The sequence below is a fragment of the Actinomadura rugatobispora genome, assembly GCF_055379765.1.
In genome coordinates, this window is record NZ_AP029191.1 from 8,219,354 (window position 1) to 8,233,421 (window position 14,068).

General features: G+C 75.1%; 11 protein-coding genes and 1 pseudogene. 9 read left to right on the top strand and 3 right to left on the bottom strand.

Annotated features, from left to right (window positions below):
- The first annotated feature begins 56 nt into the window (after nt 1–56).
- The 6 genes and pseudogenes from ACZ466_RS36940 (at nt 57) to ACZ466_RS36965 (ending at nt 5,116) form a co-directional block, all read left to right on the top strand.
- A complete protein-coding gene (locus ACZ466_RS36940; RefSeq protein ID WP_378286267.1) occupies nt 57–1,133 on the top strand; it encodes a M24 family metallopeptidase in 1,077 nt (358 codons plus the stop codon).
- Between the two features lie 93 nt (nt 1,134–1,226).
- Nucleotides 1,227–1,784, top strand: a complete 558-nt coding sequence (efp, locus tag ACZ466_RS36945; RefSeq protein WP_378286268.1) for an elongation factor P — start codon at nt 1,227–1,229, stop codon at nt 1,782–1,784.
- Between the two features lie 27 nt (nt 1,785–1,811).
- Nucleotides 1,812–2,234, top strand: coding sequence for a transcription antitermination factor NusB (nusB, locus tag ACZ466_RS36950; protein ID WP_378286269.1), 423 nt, complete (start codon nt 1,812–1,814; stop codon nt 2,232–2,234).
- Nucleotides 2,235–2,303: 69 nt separating this feature from the next.
- A complete protein-coding gene (locus ACZ466_RS36955; RefSeq protein ID WP_378286282.1) occupies nt 2,304–3,065 on the top strand; it encodes a methyltransferase domain-containing protein in 762 nt (253 codons plus the stop codon).
- A gap of 184 nt (nt 3,066–3,249) precedes the next feature.
- A pseudogene (locus tag ACZ466_RS36960) lies at nt 3,250–4,516 on the top strand (DNA polymerase IV).
- Between the two features lie 174 nt (nt 4,517–4,690).
- Complete coding sequence (locus tag ACZ466_RS36965) at nt 4,691–5,116, top strand: DUF3040 domain-containing protein (protein ID WP_464041828.1); 426 nt, start codon at nt 4,691–4,693, stop codon at nt 5,114–5,116.
- 242 nt (nt 5,117–5,358) lie between these two features.
- Here ACZ466_RS36965 and ACZ466_RS36970 read toward each other — a convergent pair whose 3' ends face one another.
- From ACZ466_RS36970 to ACZ466_RS36980, 3 genes are read right to left on the bottom strand one after another with little or no spacing between them, the layout of a single operon-like run.
- Entirely contained in the window at nt 5,359–7,926 is a 2,568-nt protein-coding gene (locus ACZ466_RS36970; protein WP_378286273.1) for a transglutaminase TgpA family protein, read from the bottom strand.
- On the bottom strand, nt 7,923–9,275 hold the full coding sequence (locus tag ACZ466_RS36975; protein ID WP_378286274.1) for a DUF58 domain-containing protein: 1,353 nt from the start codon (nt 9,273–9,275) through the stop codon (nt 7,923–7,925). Before ACZ466_RS36975 ends, ACZ466_RS36970 begins: the two co-directional genes overlap by 4 nt.
- A 3-nt stretch (nt 9,276–9,278) precedes the next feature.
- Entirely contained in the window at nt 9,279–10,349 is a 1,071-nt protein-coding gene (locus ACZ466_RS36980; RefSeq protein WP_378286275.1) for an AAA family ATPase, read from the bottom strand.
- Between the two features lie 628 nt (nt 10,350–10,977).
- Here ACZ466_RS36980 and mraZ point away from each other — a divergent pair.
- The 3 genes from mraZ to ftsL all read left to right on the top strand — a co-directional run bounded on the left by mraZ (nt 10,978) and on the right by ftsL (nt 13,626).
- A complete protein-coding gene (mraZ, locus tag ACZ466_RS36985; protein WP_378286276.1) occupies nt 10,978–11,409 on the top strand; it encodes a division/cell wall cluster transcriptional repressor MraZ in 432 nt (143 codons plus the stop codon).
- A gap of 292 nt (nt 11,410–11,701) precedes the next feature.
- Nucleotides 11,702–12,679, top strand: a complete 978-nt coding sequence (rsmH, locus tag ACZ466_RS36990; RefSeq protein WP_378286277.1) for a 16S rRNA (cytosine(1402)-N(4))-methyltransferase RsmH — start codon at nt 11,702–11,704, stop codon at nt 12,677–12,679.
- Nucleotides 12,676–13,626: a cell division protein FtsL gene (gene ftsL / locus ACZ466_RS36995; protein ID WP_378286278.1), complete on the top strand. Its 951-nt coding sequence runs from the start codon at nt 12,676–12,678 to the stop codon at nt 13,624–13,626. Before rsmH ends, ftsL begins: the two co-directional genes overlap by 4 nt.
- Nucleotides 13,627–14,068 lie beyond the last annotated feature (442 nt).

Here is a 14,068-nt window from a genome sequence, read left to right on the forward strand (position 1 = left end):
CCCGGGCCGGGCGGCCCTGCGGCCTCCGGCCCGCCCGGGTGAACTAGAGTTCGGCCATGACCGACCAGCATCGACGCCGCCGGGAGGCCCTGGCCGAGCGGATCGCCCCCGACGCGGACGCGGTCCTCATCACCCGGCTCGTCAACGTCCGGTACCTGACCGGGCTGGAGAGCTCCAACGCCGCGCTGCTGGTCGGCGCCGGCGGCGAGGCCGTGCTGTGCACCGACGCCCGCTACGCCGGCACCGCCCGCCGCGTCTGCCCCGACCTGGAGCTGGTCGTCGAGCGGCCGACCGCCGAGACCCTGACCTCCCGCGCCGGCGAGACGGGCGTGCGGCGGCTCGCGTTCGAGGCGCACGCCGTCACCGTGGAGAAGCACGCCGCCCTGACCGCCCTCGACGGCGCCCCCGAGTTCGTCCCCGCCGGCCACCGGGTCGAGGAGCTGCGCCTGGTCAAGGACGAGGACGAGCTGGCGCTGCTGCGCGAGGCCTGCGCCATCTCCGACCGCGCCTTCGCCGCCCTCCTCCCCGGGCTGGCCCCCGGCATGACCGAGCGCCAGGCCGCCATCGCCCTGGACCGCCACATGGTCGACCTCGGCGCCCAGCGCCCCGCCTTCGACACCATCGTCGCCTCCGGGCCCAACGGCGCCATCCCGCACCACCGTCCCGGCGACCGCGTCCTGGCCCGCGGCGACCTGGTCACCTTCGACTTCGGCGCCCTGCACGGCGGCTACCACGCCGACATGACCCGCACCGTCGCGCTGGGCGAGCCCGCCGGCTGGCAGCGCGACCTCTACGACCTGGTGCTGCGCGCCCAGCTGGCCGGGATCGCGGCGGCCGCGCCCGGCGCCGAGACCAAGGCGGTCGACGGCGCCGCCCGGAAGGTGATCGCCGACGCCGGGCACGGCGAGGACTTCCCGCACGGCCTCGGGCACGGCGTCGGCCTGGAGATCCACGAGGCTCCGCTCATGGGGTACGACAAGACCGGTAAGCTGATGGATCGAGTTCCGATCACCGCCGAGCCCGGGGTCTACCTCGCGGGCCGGGGCGGGGTCCGCATCGAGGACACACTGGTCGTCCGGGGCAGCGGGCCGGAGCTCCTCACCGAGACGACCAAGGACCTGCTCGTCCTCTGAAGACGGGGCGCGGGCGGGCCCTGGCCCAGGGCGAGCACGAGCACGAGCGGAAAGAACGACCGAGGCGGGCGGGTCCCGCCGGGAGAGGACGCTGTGGCCACGACGAACGACCTCAAGAACGGCATGACGCTGAACCTGGACGGCCAGCTGTGGACCGTCCAGGAGTTCCAGCACGTCAAGCCCGGTAAGGGCGGCGCGTTCGTCCGCACCAAGCTGAAGAACATCCTGTCCGGCAAGGTCGTCGACAAGACCTTCAACGCCGGCACCAAGGTCGAGGTGGCCAGCGTCGACAAGCGGGAGATGCAGTACCTCTACCGCGAGGGCGAGGACTTCGTCTTCATGGACACCGAGACCTACGACCAGCCGCACATCCCCGGCGGGGTCGTCGGCAACGCCGCGGACTACCTGCTCCCCGAGCAGAACGCGGTGATCGCGTTCAACGACGACAACCCGCTGTACGTCGAGCTGCCCGCCGCCGTCGTGCTGGAGGTCACCGAGACCGAGCCGGGCCTGCAGGGCGACCGCTCCACCGGCGGCACCAAGCCGGCCACGCTGGAGACCGGCGCGCAGATCAACGTGCCGCTGTTCATCACCACCGGCGAGAAGGTCAAGGTCGACACCCGATCCGGCGATTACCTCGGCCGCGGCTGACCGCCGGGCACGAGCGGACGGGAGCAGATGAGCGCACGAAGCAAGGCCCGCAGGCTGGCCCTGGACATCCTGTTCGCCGCCGAGCTCCGCGAGGAGGAGCCGACGGCGGTGCTGGCCCAGCGCGGCCGGCCCAACCAGGACGAGCTGTCGGCCCACGGGCACGCGGTCCGGCTGGTCGAGGGCGTCCAGGAGCACCGCGACCGGATCGACGAGCTGCTCGCCACCTACTCCACCGGCTGGACCCTCGACCGGATGCCGGTGGTCGACCGCAACATCCTGCGGATGGGCGCCTTCGAGCTGCTGTGGGTCGAGGACGTCCCGGACGGCGTCGCGGTGAGCGAGGCGGTCGCGCTGGCCACCGACCTGTCCACCGACGACTCCCCCCGGTTCGTCAACGGCCTGCTGTCCCGGCTGCAGCAGCTCAAACCCTCCCTCTCCCTGGAGAGCTGACCACTGGCGAGGGCGGATGATGAGGGCGACAGGGCAATGAAGAGGGCTGAGGAGCACGACGCCAGGGGAATGGGCGTGGCCGCCCGACCGGGACGACGCCCCTGGGGCGGCGGCCGGGTGCGCAACGCCGTCCTGTGGGACGCGCTGCGCAAGGTGCTCGACCGCCTCGACCCCGGCGCGGGCCCCCGCGACGTCGTCGACGTCGGCGGCGGCACCGGCGGTTTCGCGGTGCCGCTGGCCGAGCTGGGGCACCGGGTCACCGTGGTCGACTCCAGCCTGGACGCGCTGGCCGCCCTGGAGCGCCGCGCCGACGAGGCGGGCGTCACGGTACGGGCCGTGCAGGGCGACGCCGTCGACCTGCCCGACCTGGTCGGCACGGACGCCGCCGACCTGGTGCTGTGCCACAGCGTGCTGGAGTACGTCGAGGACCCGGCGGCGGTGATGGCCGCGCTGACCGGCACCGTCCGCCACGGCGGCTCGGTCAGCGTGCTGGTCGCGGGCCAGATCGCCGCGGCCCTGCACCGCGCGGTGGCCGGCCACTTCGACGACGCGCGGCGGGCGCTGACCGACCCGTCCGGCCACTGGGGCGAGCACGACCGCATCCCGCGCCGGTTCACCCGCCAGTCGCTGTCGGCGCTGGTGGAGAACGCCGGGCTGCGGGTCGGCGCGCTGCAGGGCGTGCGGATCTTCGCCGATCTGGTGCCCAACGGGCTGCTGGACGCCGAGCAGGACGCCGCCGAGTCGCTGATCGCCCTGGAGGCCGTGGCCGCCGTCCACCCGGTCCTGCGTGAACTCGCCACCCAACTCCACGTAGTAGCGGACCGCGTTTAAATGCGGCGCCCCTGCCCCGGCTCAGCCACCGGTGACCTCGACCGTTGCGATTGCGAGCGAAGCCAGGTTCGAGCTTGCGAGAACCTGATCGCGCAGCGAGCCGCAAGGCGAGTCGGAGCGATGCAGCAATCGCACGCGGCGCCGCCGAAGGAGGGCCTCCCAGGCCCGACGCCAAGGCGCCGCAATGAGTAGGAAGCAGCAACTGCATCGTCCTGGGCCGGTGCCTGGGCCGCCGGGCGATGATTCCGGGTGCCCGATCCTGCACGTCGACATGGACGCCTTCTTCGTCAGCGTCGAGCTGCTGGAGCGTCCCGAGCTGGTCGGCCGTCCGGTGATCGTCGGCGGGGTGGGGGGCGCGCGGGGTGGTGTCGGCGGCCTCCTACGAGGCCCGCGAGTACGGCGTGCACTCGGCGATGCCGATGACCCGGGCGCGGCGGCTGTGCCCCCAGGCGGTGGTGCTGCCGCCCCGGCACGAGCGCTACTCGGCGGTGTCGGCCGCCGTGTTCGAGATCTTCCGCAGCCTCACCCCGCTGGTGGAGCCGCTGTCGCTGGACGAGGCGTTCCTGGACGTGGCCGGGGCGCGGCGCCGCCTGGGCCGTCCCGCCGAGGTGGCGCGGATGGTCCGCGAGCAGGTCCGCGAGCAGCAGGGCATCACGTGCTCGGTGGGCGTGGCGTCCACCAAGTTCGTCGCCAAGCTGGCCTCCACCCGGTGCAAGCCCGACGGGCTGCTGGTGGTGCCCGCGGACGGGATCGAGGAGTTCCTCCACCCGCTGCCCGTGGCCGCGCTGTGGGGCGTCGGGGAGCGCACTGAGGAGGCGCTGACGCGCCTGGGCCTGCGGACGGTGGGGCAGCTCGCCCAGGTGTCCCTGGCGACGCTCCAGCGGGAGCTGGGCAACGCGCTGGGGAACCATCTGCACGAGCTGTCGTGGGGCCGCGACCCGCGCGCCGTGGTGCCGCACACGCCCGACAAGAGCATCGGCGCCGAGGAGACCTTCGACACCGACATCGACGACCCGGAGATCATCCGCCGGGAGCTGCTGCGGCTGGCCGAGAGGGTCGGCGCCCGGCTGCGCGCCAGTGGGAACGCCGGACGCACCGTGAGCGTCAAACTGAGAATGGCGAACTTCAAGACGATCACGCGGGCGCGCACGCTGCGCGAGCCCACCGATCTCGCCCGTGTGATCTATGTCACAGCCTGCGAGCTCTACGAGGCCGCCGGTCTGGAGCGGGTACGACTCCGGTTGGTGGGTGTCCGGGTGGAGAATCTGGGCCCCTCCGATCAGGCCCCCCGCCAGCTGGCCTTCGACGAACCGGAAACCGGCTGGAGAGAGGCCGAGCGCGCGATGGACCAGGTCGCGCACCGGTTCGGCAGCGGAGCCGTCCGGCCGGCCGCACTGGTCCGGCGCGCGCACGGCGGTGACGCAGGTGACGACCGGGACGTACGGGAATGACGGTGGACGCAGAGATGACCCGCAAGTGGTGCTCGCTTGGCCGTTCGCTTTCGTCCCCTCGTTCCGCCTCGTATTCTGGGCATATCACCGTTGAGGTTCTCGTCCTGCATCGGATACCCCGTCGCGGGGCTGTCGTTGGGAGGCGCCGTGCCGCTCTCTGAGCACGAGCAACGCATGCTCGACCAGATCGAGCAGGCGTTGTACGCCGAGGATCCGAAGTTCGCTCATGCGGTCCGCTCGACCAACCCCCAGGTGCATTACAAGCGCCGGATCGTCAAGGCCGCCCTCGGGTTCGTGGTGGGCGTGTCCACGTTGATGACCGGGCTCGTCATGAACGCGGGCACGGTCACCATCGCAGTGAGCGTGACCGGATTCCTGCTCATGGTCGTTTGTTGTGTCTGGGCGTTGACCAGCTGGAAGCGCATGACCGGGGTGGGCGCCGAGGCGGCCGCGTCCGGCACGGGCGATCCCGCCGGCGGCGGCAGCGGGGGAGGGGGCGGCGGCGGTGGCCGCCCGGCCCGCCGCCGCGACAAGTCGTCCAAGCCCGGATTCATGGACCGGATGGAAGAGCGCTGGCGCCGCCGCACCGAGGGCGAGTGACCGCTGCCCGGCACGGCGAGCGCCACCGGCGCCGCCGGCCGGGCGATCACCGTCGGCCGTGAGGGCTCCGCTCTCCGCAGGCGACGCCGCGCCCTGATGCGCTCCGGGCTCTGATCGGCCCGGCCCCGATGCCGCATGCGACCTCGCGCCGCATGCGGCTCACGCGTTTCCGTCCGGCGACCGCCGGGGCGTTGATCTTCCGGCGCGACCCGCGGGCCCGGTGAGGGGCGAGCGCGGGGCGATCAGCCGCGGCGGCGGGTGCGGATGAGCGTGGAGATCCGGTCGGCGAGGCCGTCCAGCCGGGCGGTCACGCGGTCGAACCGCGAGGTCGCCTCCAGGGCGCGGCTGCCCGCCGACCGGAAAGCGGCCATGCTGGACGGCGGCAGGTAGCGCGCCCGCAGCCGGGCCTTGCGGCCCACGGCCGCCGCGAACGCCTCCCGCACCGTCTTCAGATCGGCCCGCAGCGTCTCGGCCGGGGCCTGCGCGCGCGTCCGCGAGTAGCGGGCCAGCTCCTCGGCCCGCGCGATCCGGCCCAGCGCGCCCGCGCTCTCGGCGTCCAGCTCCAGCAGCTCGCCCAGCCGCCGCGCGGCGGCGCGCGGGGTGTCGCTGGCCCGCCAGGTCAGCCCGTGGTCCAGGGCGTCGGCCCGCATCTCCTCCCAGGCCGCGTGCGCGGCGTCCACCGGGTCGGCGGGCAGCGGCCCGGCCTCCACCGGGCCGGCCGGCAGCGGACCGCCCTCGCTCCGGCGGGTGCCGACGCCGAGGCCGTCCGGCGCCTTCTCGCGCGGGACGATCGCCGCCCAGCGCCGCCGCCGGGCCAGCAGCCGCGCGGTCACCGGCGCCGCCAGGATCATCAGCACCAGCAGCGCCGCCGCCAGCCAGCCGGTCGGCACGCCGCCGCCGTCCTCCTCCTCGGCGGGCGCCCCGGCCGGGCCCTGGTCCTGCGGCAGCCTGCGCTCGGTCGCCTCCGGCCCGGCGCTCTGCTGCGCGGTCGGCGACTCCTCCGGGCTCGGCGCCTCCTGCTCCTCCTGCGCCGCGCCGTCCCCGCCGGTCGCCGGGTCGGTGTACGCGGGCGTGCTCGCCGTGCCCTGCCCGGCCGCCCCCACCGGGGTCGGCTCGAACCGCACCCAGCCCGTCCCGGGGAAGTACAGCTCCGGCCAGGCGTGCGCGTCGCGCGACCGCACCACCCACTGGCCCGGCTCGGTCTGCGTGCCCGCGGTGTAGCCCATCGCCACCCGCGCCGGGATGCCCAGGATCCTGGCCAGCAGCGCCATCGCCGCGGCGTACTGCTCGCAGTAGCCGCGCTTGCTGCGCTCCAGGAAGTCGACCAGGTCGTTGCCGTGCTGCGGCGGGGGAGCGCTCAGGTCGTACTGGAACCCGCCGTCGGTGGTGAACCACCGCTGCAGCCGGACGGCCTGGTCGTGCGCGGTGGTGGCGCCCTCGGTGACGTTCTGCGCCAGCTGCCGGATCTGCGGCGGGATGCTCTTGGGGACCCGGGTGTAGGGGGTGACGATCTCGCTGGGGTAGGTCCGCCCGCCGGCCAGCTGCTCGGCCGTCGGCTCGGCCCGGGTGCTGGTGACCTCGTACGAGCGCCCGCTCGCCGAGTCGCGCAGCGAGTAGATCATCAGCGAGGCGGGGTCCACCCGCCAGTCGCCCTCGATCGACAGCCGGGACGGCGCGTACGGCACCGGCAGGAACGTCATGTTCCGGACCCGCCGCTGCACCCGCACGGACGTCTTCACCTGGCTGGTGGAGGCCTCGCTCAGCCCCGGCGGGGCGGGCAGCGGCCCCTCGGTGACCCGGTCGCGGGCGGTGCTCTCCAGCGCGCTGTAGGTCCAGCGGTCGCCCTCGAACCGGTCGAGGGCGTACAGCCGCAGGTAGTCGGGGCTCTCGTCGTCGGTGCGGTAGGTCAGCACCACCGAGTCGTCCTGCCTGGTCAGCTCGCGTTTCAGACTGACGAGGGGGTCGGGTGTGGTCACCGTCTGGGTGCCGCCGCCCCGGCCGCCGCCCGCGCCCATCCCGAACATGCCGTGCGGCCGGATCCCCGGCACGGCCAGTGGGAGCAGCACCGCGATCGCCACGGCGGCCGTCCCGATCCGGCGCCCGCTGGCGGCCAGCGCGCTGGAGTCGGGCCGCTCCCGGCGCCCGCCCCGGGACTCCTTGCCCGCGCCCGCGTCCAGGCCGCCGGGCGCGCCGGCCAGCGGCACCTCCTCGGTCCAGCGCCGGGTCAGCACCACCCGGCCCCAGCCCACGACGTGCTCGCGGGAGTCGGCCACCAGCAGCGCCAGGTAGCCCATGGCGCCGATCCCGAACGCCACGAAGTTGATGCTCTCCTCGCGCACCGCGGCGGGCACGCTGTACATCGCCAGCAGCGGCAGCCCCGCCGGGGCGACCCGCCGCAGCCGCGCGGCCAGCAGGTCGACGGCGACCGCCACCAGCCCGATCCCGGCCGTGGCCAGCAGCGCGATCCCCGGCACCAGCGGGACCGGCGCGGCGTACTGGTTGGCGGCCTCCCAGCCCTCGCCGAACAGGTCGCCCAGCCGCCCCAGCGACGACGGCGTCGGGACGAACCCCAGCCACGCCTCGCCCGCGGCGAACCGCACGGTCAGGTAGACGTGCAGCGCGGCCAGCCCGCCCAGGGCGCTGAGGAACGCGGGCGCGCGGAACCGCCGCACCAGCAGCCCGCCCGCCACCACCGAGAGCACCGCGCCGAACCCCGACCAGAACCAGGGGCCGCTGGAGAACAGCGGGTACAGGCCCACCGACCCGGCGAGCGTGGCCAGCGCGGCCATGATCGTCATCCGGATGTTCACCGTGCCGCCGTCCTCCCGGTCGCGGACCAGGCCGCGGGCAGGTCGAGCGCGGACTCCACCACGGCCACCTGCCAGCCGCCCGCGCGCAGCAGCCGCGCCGTGCCCTCCGCGGAGGCGCCGAGCGCGTCGCGGACGGGGCGGCCGCCCTCGGCCGCGTCCGCCCAGGGGTCCTCCCACGCGTCCGCCGCGGCGCCGTCGGGGCCGCCGTCCTCGGCCGGAAGGGCGCCGGCGGGACGGGGCGCGTCGACGATGACCGCGATGTGGGCCGCGGTGCCGCGCCGGGCCGCCGCCACCCGCTGCGCCTCCTCCGCACTCAGCGCGCCGAACACCGCGACGACCAGGCCGTCGCCGTCCCGGCCCTGGGCGGCCCCGCCGCCCAGCGCGGCCAGGCCCGGCGTCAGCGAGCGCCCCCGGGACGTCCGGACCGTCGCGAGCGTGTCCAGCAGCGCCGCCTCGAACGACCCCTCGGACGACACCGCCCGCGGCAGCGTCTCGCCCCGGTCGGTCACCAGCCGCAGCGCCATCCCGCCCCGCGCCAGGTGCACCCCGACCGACGCGGCCACCGAGACCGCCTGCTCGAACGCCGACGCCGGGCCCTCACCCCAGTACGCCGCCCGCCGCGTGTCGAGGAAGAGCGCGCCGCTGCTCTGCCAGTGCTGCTCCTCGCGCCGCACCATCAGCTCGCCGTGCCGGGCCGTGGACCGCCAGTGCACCCGCCGCAGGTCGTCGCCGTGCCGGTACTCGCGCGGCGCCACGTCGTCCTCGCCCGCCGCCGCGGCCGTCCGGGCGAGGCTGTCGCCGCCCCCGGCCCAGGCGCCGCCGGGCCGCGCGTCCGGCAGCGGCACCAGCGCGGGTGTCACGGTCAGCCCGTCCGACAGGCTGAACGAGCGGACCAGCTCCACCATCCCGAACGGGTCGGCCAGCCGCACGGTCAGCGGCCCCACCCGGAACCGCCCCCGCACGTCCGACCGGATCCGGTAGCTGAGCTCCCGCGACCCCTGCGGCTCGATCCGGTCGAGCACGAACCGGGCCCGCCCGCCCAGCGTGAACGGGACCTGGTCCTCCACCATCAGCAGCCCGCTGGGCAGCCGCGACACGTTCTCCAGCCGCAGGTCGACCCGGGACTCACGGCCGACCGGGAGGCGCGCCGGGTCGAGCCGCCGCGCGCAGGCCAGCCGGTAGCGGGTGCGCGAGACCGCCAGCGTGCACAGCAGCGGCAGGACCACCACCAGCACCCCGGCCCGCAGCAGATCGCGCTCGCCGAGCACGAACGCGCACACGATCGCGGTGGTCCCCGCGGCGACGAACGACCGCCCCCTGGTGGTGAGGCCGGCCAGCGCTCTCCTCAAGGGTCACGTCCTGGGCGCGGGCACCGGCAGCCGGTTGACCAGCTCGGCCACCACGTGCTCGGGCCGCCGCCGGTCGACCTGCGCCTCCGCCGTCGGCAGCAGCCGGTGCGCCAGCACCGGCACCGCCAGCTCCTGCACGTCGTCGGGCAGCACGTAGTCGCGCTCGTCGAGCGCCGCGAACGCGCGGGCCGCCCGCACCAGGTGCAGCGTCGCCCGCGGCGAGGCGCCCAGCCGCAGGTCGGGGTGGCTGCGGGTGGCGGTGACCAGGTCGATGGCGTACTGCCGGACCGGCGCCGCCACATGCTGGCGCCGCACGACCTCGATCAGCTCCCGCACGTCGCCGGCGTGCGCCACCGGGCGCAGCCGGTCCAGCGGCGAGGACTGCCCGTGCACGTCCAGCATCTCCAGCTCGGCGGCCGGGTCGGGGTAGCCCATCGAGATGCGGGCGGTGAACCGGTCGCGCTGGGCCTCGGGCAGCGGGTAGGTGCCCTCCATCTCCACCGGGTTCTGCGTGGAGATCACCATGAACGGGCGCTCCAGCGGGTAGGTGGTGCCGTCGACGGTGACCTGCCGCTCCTCCATGCACTCCAGCAGCGCCGACTGCGTCTTGGGGGAGGCGCGGTTGATCTCGTCGCCGACCACGATGTTGGCGAAGACCGGGCCCGGCTTGAACTCGAACTCGCGCAGCTCCTGGTTGTAGGCGCTGACGCCGGTGATGTCGCTGGGCAGCAGGTCGGGGGTGAACTGGACGCGGCGCACCGAGCAGTCGATCGACCGGGCCAGCGCCTTGGCCAGCATCGTCTTGCCCACCCCGGGCACGTCCTCGATGAGCAGATGCCCCTCGGCCAGCAGGACCGTCAGCGCGAGCCGCACCGCCGAGGGCTTGCCCTCGATCACCGACTCCACCGCGTTCCGGATCTTGCCGGCGACCTGGGCGAGGCCCTCCAGCCCGGGCCCGTCGGGGCCGGAGCCGCCGCGGCCGGGGGCGGCGCCGGAGCCGCCGTGGCGGGCGCGGTCCGGGGATACGGCGGAGTCGGTCTCCATGTACGACTCACCGTGCGTGCCTACTGCCACCAGCAACCCTCCTCAGCCGAACGGCCGCTCGTTCCCGTCGCCGGCCCCGCCGCGGGCCGCCGGTGCGCCAGGGGCCTCCGGCCTCCCCGCGGGAGCGGGACCTCCTCAGCGACCCGGTACGGCATGGCCCTGCGTCCTGGTTCACGCGCCCCGGTCAATGTGCCTGTCCCTATGACAGTGCTCCCAACGATGACAGTGCTCCCCACGAGAGTGCCTGTCCCCATGACAGTACGTCGTCGGGCCGCGCTGTCGCGATGTTCATGTCGATCGTGAGCCATTGTGCTCCACCCGGATGACCATCACAGCCCCGCCGGCCGCTCCATTTCGCTCCACCCCGGCCCGCTCCCGCCCCGTGCGTTCCGCGCGACGGTACGCGGCCGGCGCCCGCCGGCCTCTGACCGTTCCTTGACAGGGCGTCGGAGGGCGGCCCGGCGGAAGGTGGTAAGGAGCGGGGCGCGCGGGGCGCCCCCCGCGCGCCCCACTCCGCACCACCCCCTCTGACCTGCAGGTTTCCGGCGCGTTACGGCGCGCGAGAGATGTTTTCGTAGTTGACGGTGGGGAAGAGTGGAGTAGAGTGGGGCGCCGTGGGGGGCGTTAGCGCTCCACACGGTGCGGGAGGTGGGGGCCGTTGTTTCTTGGCACCCATGGCCCGCGCCTCGACGACAAGGGACGACTGTTCCTGCCGGCGAAGTATCGCGAGGAGCTGTCGGGGGGATTGGTGATCACGAAGGGCCAGGAACGCTGCCTGTACGTCTTCCCCATGGCAGAGTTCCAGCGCATCACCGAGGCGCTTCGTACGGCGCCGGTCACCGAGAAGGCCGTCCGGGCCTACAGCCGGGTGTTCTTCGCCAGCGCCTCCGACGAGGTCCCCGACAAACAGGGACGCGTCACCATCCCGCCGCCGTTGCGCACATACGCGGGCCTGACCCGCGACTGCACCGTCATCGGGGCCAACACGCGCCTGGAGATCTGGGACACCGCGGCCTGGGAGGCCTACCTCGAGCAGGAGGAAGAGGCCTTCGCCGATGTCTCGGAGGAGGTGTTGCCCGGGATCCTGTGAACTTTCACTCGTCGGTCCGATGACCGGCACTGGCCCACGTTCGGCCAGGTCTCCAGCCGCTCTCCGGCCAGCTGGCGCAGCTTCCCCGGCGCCAGACGGCGACCCCCCGCGGTGACGCGGTGATCTTCCTCACGGGCAGCGGATGGGGACCTGGCCGGGCGAGGCCCGCCGGGGGGCACCTTTCGATCGGGGCTCGGCCGAGCCTTGCCGATCGCGTCCGTGCCCTGGGGGCTTCCGGCCCGACGATGCCACGCAGTCCGCGAGCGTAGTGGCAGCACAAGGGGGTGTGAGCATGGACGTGGGGGACCACGCTGCCGAGGCCGGTCACGTACCGGTCATGCTCGGTCGCGTTCTGGAACTGCTCGCGCCCGCGGTGCAGGTCACCGGCCGCGCGCCCGTCTACCTCGACGCCACCCTCGGCCTGGGCGGCCACGCCGAGGCCATGCTGGAGGCCCATCCCGGCCTGCGCCTGGTGGGCCTCGACCGCGATCCCACCGCCCTGGAGCGCTCCGCCCGCAGGCTGGCGCGCTTCGGCGACCGGGTGCGGCTCGAGCACGCCGTCTACGACGAGCTGCCCGCCGTGCTCGACCGGATCGGGCTGCCGGGCGTCGACGCGGCCCTGTTCGACCTCGGGGTCTCCTCGCCCCAGCTGGACGAGGCGGAGCGCGGCTTCGCCTATTCCTACGACGCCCCGCTGGACATGCGGATGGACCGCACCCAGAGCCTGACGGCGGCCGAGGTGGTCAACACCTACCCGCCCGCCGAGCTGGCCCGCATCCTGCGCGAGTACGGGGAGGAGCGGTTCGCCCAGCGGATCGCCGCCGCGATCGTCCGCGAGCGCGCGAAGGAGCCGCTGGAGTCGACCCGGCGGCTGGCCGACCTGGTGCGCACCTCGATCCCCGCCGCCACCCGCCGCACCGGCGGCAACCCGGCCAAGCGCACCTTCCAGGCGCTGCGCATCGAAGTGAACGGGGAACTGGACATCTGGCGGCGGGCGCTGCCCGCCGCGCTCGGCGCGCTGCCGGTCGGCGGCCGGATCGTGGTGCTGTCCTACCACTCCCTGGAAGACCGCATCACCAAGCGGGTCCTCGCCGCCGAGGCGGCCGACACCACCCCGCCGGGGCTGCCCGTCCCGCTGCCCGAGCACCGGCCGCGTTTCCGGCTGCTCACCCGCGGCGCCGAGCTGCCCTCCGGCGAGGAGACCACGACCAACCCACGGGCCGGATCGGTGCGGCTGCGCGCCGCCGAGCGGCTCCGGGAGGCGACATGACGACCACGACCAGGCGCCCGCCGGGCGCCACGCCACCGGCCCCGGGCCGGGCCCGCCGCGACCGCGGGGGCCGCACGCGCCCCGCCGAGGGGGCCGAGGGCGCGCAGCGTCCCGGTACCACGACGGCGCCCGAACCGCAGGCCCCGGGCCGTGGCAGACCCGGGGGGCGGGGGCCGAAGGCGGCCAAGGCCCCGGCGAAGGCTCCGGCGAAGGGCCCGTCCAAGAGCCCGTCCAAGGGGACGACCGAGGGCCGGTCCGGGGGGTCGGCCGACGCCGCGGTGAAGGCGGCGAGCACGGTCGCGTCCAGGACGAAGGCGCCGGCCAAGGGCGGGGCGCGGGCCGAGACCGCGGCCAGGGCCGAGCCCGAGCGGCGCGCCGCACGGCCGGCCGCGCCGCCGCGCACCCCGTTCGTGCTGCTGATCTGCGGGCTCATGGGCGGTGCCCTGGTGAGCCTGCTGCTGCTCAACACCGTGCTCGCCGAGGACGCCTTCACGCTGACCCGCCTCCAGCAGAGCAACAAGCTGCTCGGCCAGCAGCAGGAGGCGCTCCAGGAGGAGATCGCCCGCGAGGGGTCGCCGGAGCGCCTCGCGCAGAAGGCCGAGGCGCTGGGCATGCAGCGGCCGACGCGGCTGGCGTTCATCGACGGCGACACCGGGCAGCCGATCGGCGGCACGGTGCGTCCGGTGCCGCACGCCTCCGCGGCGGTCGCGGGCGCGGCCGGGGTCGTCGGGATCCCGGGCGCCCTGGTGCCCGGCGACGGCCTGCCCGCGATGAGCACCGAGCCCGTCCGCCCGCACGGCACCGCCGGCGCGAACGGCGGCGCGAACGGCGGCGCGAACGGCGGCACGAACGGCGGCGCGGGCGCGCCGCGGACGACGACGGGCACGGCGCCCGGCGCTACGGCGGGCGAGCGCGCCGGCACGGGAACGGGGGCCGGTACGCCGTGATCGGCGGCCGGACCGGGACGGAGCGGGGGACAGGGTGACGGCGGGGCCGGGACGCGGGGCGGGACAGCCGCCCGGCCGTGGGCGCGGCGCCAAGGGACGGCCGTCCCGGGGCCAGGGGGGCGACGACGACTCCGGCGACGGCAGGAGCGGCCCGGGCGCGGCGCGCGCGTCCGGGCGCAGGACGGGCGATCCGCCGCGGTCGCCGAGCGGCTCCGGCCCCCGGAGGCCGGCCCGCAAGGGTGCTGCCGCGTCCGGGGGCGGGAAGGCCGCGGGGGACAAGAAGAGCGCCCAGGCCAGGCGGCGTTCCGACGAGAAGGCGCCCGTCCGCGGCTCGGGCGGGAAGGGCGCGGGCGCGAAGAGCGCCGCGGGCAAGACTCCCGCGAGCAAGACGACCGCGAGCAAGACCCCGGCGGGCAAGACCCCGGCGGGCAAGACTCCCGCG